Origin of the sequence: Clostridium sp. (assembly GCF_040797585.1) — a bacterium.
Taxonomy (GTDB): Bacteria; Bacillota; Clostridia; order Clostridiales; family Clostridiaceae; genus Clostridium_Z.
Genome location: NZ_JBFNEO010000253.1, coordinates 1 through 3,524, shown reverse-complemented (window position 1 = coordinate 3,524; position 3,524 = coordinate 1). Strand labels below are relative to the sequence as shown.

The window sequence follows — 3,524 nt, the reverse complement described above, 5'->3', positions numbered from 1 at the left end:
AAAATCTTAGATTTTAAGCGGTGCATAAGATAAGTTTTAAATCAAAAACCCTATATATAGAGAAATAAAGTTTAACATGATGATAATAGGTTTAAAAATCTTCATATATGTCAATAGTTATAGATGTCCTATGATAAAACAAAAAAATATATGAAAAATTAAAAAAATAATATGAAAATATGTATTAAATTTACTTAAAAGGTAAAAATAATTGATGGAGGTGTTCATATGGACAAAAAAGTACAGGACAAATCATCGAATTTCTTTAAAAGGGAGGGTTTCTACGTAATATTATTTGTTGCTTTATGTGTAGTTGCTATAGTAGCCGCATTTACAGCAAAGAATTCAAGAGTTTCTACTGAGAAACCAAAGGTAGCTCAAGAAACTTCCGTAGATAATGGAAAAAATAACGTTACTAGTAAGGCAGAAGGAGAGAAGAAAACAGTTGATAATGCTACTGAGGTAAAAAATGACAATAAGAATAATGCCACAGTAAGTTCAGCTAAAGATGGTAAGAAATCAGCTCAAGTTTCTAACACTAGTAATGGAAAGTTTATAAATCCAGTAGAAGGAACCTTAGCTAAGGGATTTTCAACTATACCAGAATACACAGAACTTGGTAAAGCTGTATTTAATACAGGTATTCACATAAAGGCTGATGCTGGAAAGCAAGTAAAATCAGCTTTAGATGGAGTAGTTTCAAAGGTTTCTGTTTCAAAGGATGAATCAAAAGAATTAGTTGATAGTAACTACAAGGTTTATGGAAATTATGTGGAGATAACTCACCCCAATGGATTAGTAACAAGATATGCTAGCCTTGATCCTAATATCGCAGTAAAGCAAGGACAAAAGGTAAAGCAAGGAGATGTTATTGGAAAAGTTGGTAACAGCTCTATAAGTTATTCCATGGAGAAATATGGAGCGCATTTAGGGTTTTCAGTATTTAAAAATAATACAGAAGAAGATCCACTAAAGTATGTTGGATATAAGACTCAAGCTCAAAAATAATATTCATGGAATTTAAACTTTAAAATCAACCATTTTCCTAAAGGAAAATGGTTGATTTAATAAGTAAGAATTATAGAAATTAAGATCCTAAGATCCTAATCTTTATAAAATTAATTTATTTTAAAGGAGGCAATCGATTTGAAGGATTACATTGAGGAAAGAGTGCTTGATGTAGCAAATTATATTATAGATTCTAAAGCAACAATTAGAAAAACAGCTAAGGTCTTTGGGGTTTCGAAGAGTACCATACATAAGGATATGACAGAAAGACTTCCTAAGATAAATCCTAGCATAGCTCAAGAAGCTAAAACCATATTAGATTTAAATAAATCAGAAAGACATATAAGAGGTGGAAAAGCTACCAAATTAAAGTATAAAGCTATTGAAGGATAGTCCCTTTAAAGGTATAATCATTTATAGAAAATGATGAAAAATATAAGTTTTTATATAATTTAGGGATTTAGGAGTGAATAATATGTGGTTTTGGAGAATGGGAACAGATATAGGAATTGACTTAGGTACGGCTACAATTCTAGTATATATAAAAGGTAGAGGTGTAGTTTTAAACGAGCCATCCGTAGTAGCTATAGATAAGAATACAAATAAGGTACTTGCAGTCGGAGAAGAGGCAAGAAGAATGATAGGAAGAACTCCTGGAAATATAGTGGCAGTAAGACCTCTTAGAGATGGAGTAATTTCAGATTACGATACTACAGAGAAAATGCTTAAATATTTTATTAAAAAGGCTTGTGGCAAAAGAAGAATTTCAGCACCGAAGGTTATGATTTGTGTTCCATGTAAGGCGACTGAAGTAGAAAAAAGAGCTATAAGAGATGCAGCTATTCATGCAGGAGCTAAGCAGGTGTTTTTAATTGAAGAACCTTTAGCAGCTTCAATAGGATCAGGGATAGATATAACAAAACCTAGCGGAAATATGATTATTGATATCGGAGGAGGAACTACTGATATAGCAGTTATATCTCTTGGAGGTATTGTTGTACGTGATGCAATAAAAATAGCAGGAGATAAGTTTGATGAAGCTATAATAAAGTATATTAGAAAGAAATACAAGCTGATGATTGGAGAAAGAACAGCGGAAAATTTAAAGATAGATATTGGATCAGCTTTTAATGAAGAAGAAAATTTAACAATGGATGTTAAGGGAAGAGATTTAGTTACAGGTCTACCTAAAAATATAACGGTATCATCTGAGGAAGTTATGGAAGCTCTTGAAGAATGCGTAACTGCCATTGCAGATTGTGCACATTCAGTGTTGGAAAAAACACCACCAGAACTAGCGGCGGATATTGCAGATAAAGGTATATTAATGACAGGAGGAGGAGCATTATTAAGAGGATTAGATAAGCTTATAACTCATGTTACTAAGGTGCCAGTAAAAATAGCAGAAAGCTCTATAGAGTGTGTTGCTGAGGGTACTGGAAAGGTTTTAGAATATATAGACAAGTTAGATGTTACTATGGATAATGGTGAAGTAGCATTAATAGATTAAATTATATGAATAGAACCCACTCATATTTATGAGTGGGTTCTATTCATATAAAGAGCATGAAAGAGTGCGTTAACTATTACTGTAGACATATCTAAAATTAGGGATAGGCGGATACTCCTAGAAGTAAAAATTTCTGGATTTTCACTGGAATCTACAATTCCAACAATAGAGATATCACCAACATTAGGTAAGGTTTTTCCTACTCCTTTTCCAGGGTGTATAGGGTAATCACGAGCTTGAATCTCTCCAATAGAAGAGGTATCACCGAGGCAAGCATCTATACCTACTACTTTGCTAGTAGGGTGTAAAGCTTTTATTTCATTAAGTTTTTTATCTATATTTAAGGCATGGATAGGTGAATCTATAGTTCCATAAACAGGTAATGGGAAATATTTATCTTTAAGTAAAGTACCAACCAAGGGACCAAGACAATCTCCAATACATCTATCCGTTCCAATACATACTATGATAGAGTCATTATCTATAAAATCTTTTATAAAAAATGCTATATTATAAAATCCCATAGTATCTTTATAGTTAGATTTAACTTTATTCAAGCTATGCACCTCCTTGATATTAAATTTATATGAGGATATAGCTAGCTTTATTATTATAATGAATAAAAATTTTAAATAGTGAAAGAATTATAGGTAGTATTTAAATAGATATTAAAAAACTATGTATTGATATTACTTGTAAGGGGTGTATAAGGAGTGAAAAATAAAATAAAATTTTATAATATTATAATAATATTATGTACAATTATAACGGTGACAATTTTAATATATATATATAGGATTCAGGATTATATATATCCTTATAATGAAGTTATAACTGAGGTTAAAGAAGATAAATACATTAATAATTTAGGATTAAATGAAGATAATGAGAAAGAAACAGAGAAAATAAAAGAGGAAGAAATTAATGAAAAATCATTAGAAGATAGTGAAGAAGAGAAGAGGGAAAAAGAAGTTATAAAAGAAAAAAGTTTAAGTGAGCATAAAAT

Annotated in this window: 5 protein-coding genes; 4 read left to right on the top strand and 1 reads right to left on the bottom strand. The window is 30.7% G+C overall.

The window, feature by feature from the left end:
- Positions 1-228 precede the first annotated feature (228 nt).
- The 3 genes from AB2369_RS12355 (at position 229) to AB2369_RS12345 (ending at position 2,518) form a co-directional block, all read left to right on the top strand.
- Positions 229-1,008 carry a peptidoglycan DD-metalloendopeptidase family protein gene (locus AB2369_RS12355; RefSeq protein WP_367666777.1) on the top strand — a complete coding sequence of 260 codons (780 nt, stop codon included), beginning with the start codon at positions 229-231 and terminating at the stop codon, positions 1,006-1,008.
- Between the two features lie 138 nt (positions 1,009-1,146).
- Positions 1,147-1,401 (top strand): sporulation transcriptional regulator SpoIIID, encoded by a 255-nt coding sequence (gene spoIIID, locus AB2369_RS12350; protein ID WP_027632598.1) that lies wholly within the window; start codon positions 1,147-1,149, stop codon positions 1,399-1,401.
- A gap of 82 nt (positions 1,402-1,483) precedes the next feature.
- Positions 1,484-2,518, top strand: coding sequence for a rod shape-determining protein (locus tag AB2369_RS12345; RefSeq protein ID WP_367666776.1), 1,035 nt, complete (start codon positions 1,484-1,486; stop codon positions 2,516-2,518).
- A 26-nt stretch (positions 2,519-2,544) separates the two neighbouring features.
- Here the strand turns inward: AB2369_RS12345 and yyaC are convergent, their stop codons facing one another.
- Positions 2,545-3,075, bottom strand: a complete 531-nt coding sequence (yyaC, locus tag AB2369_RS12340) for a spore protease YyaC (protein WP_367666775.1) — start codon at positions 3,073-3,075, stop codon at positions 2,545-2,547.
- Between the two features lie 156 nt (positions 3,076-3,231).
- Between yyaC and AB2369_RS12335 the strand changes: the two genes are divergently transcribed.
- The coding region (locus tag AB2369_RS12335) for a hypothetical protein (protein ID WP_367666774.1) at positions 3,232-3,524 on the top strand (293 nt) is incomplete at its 3' end.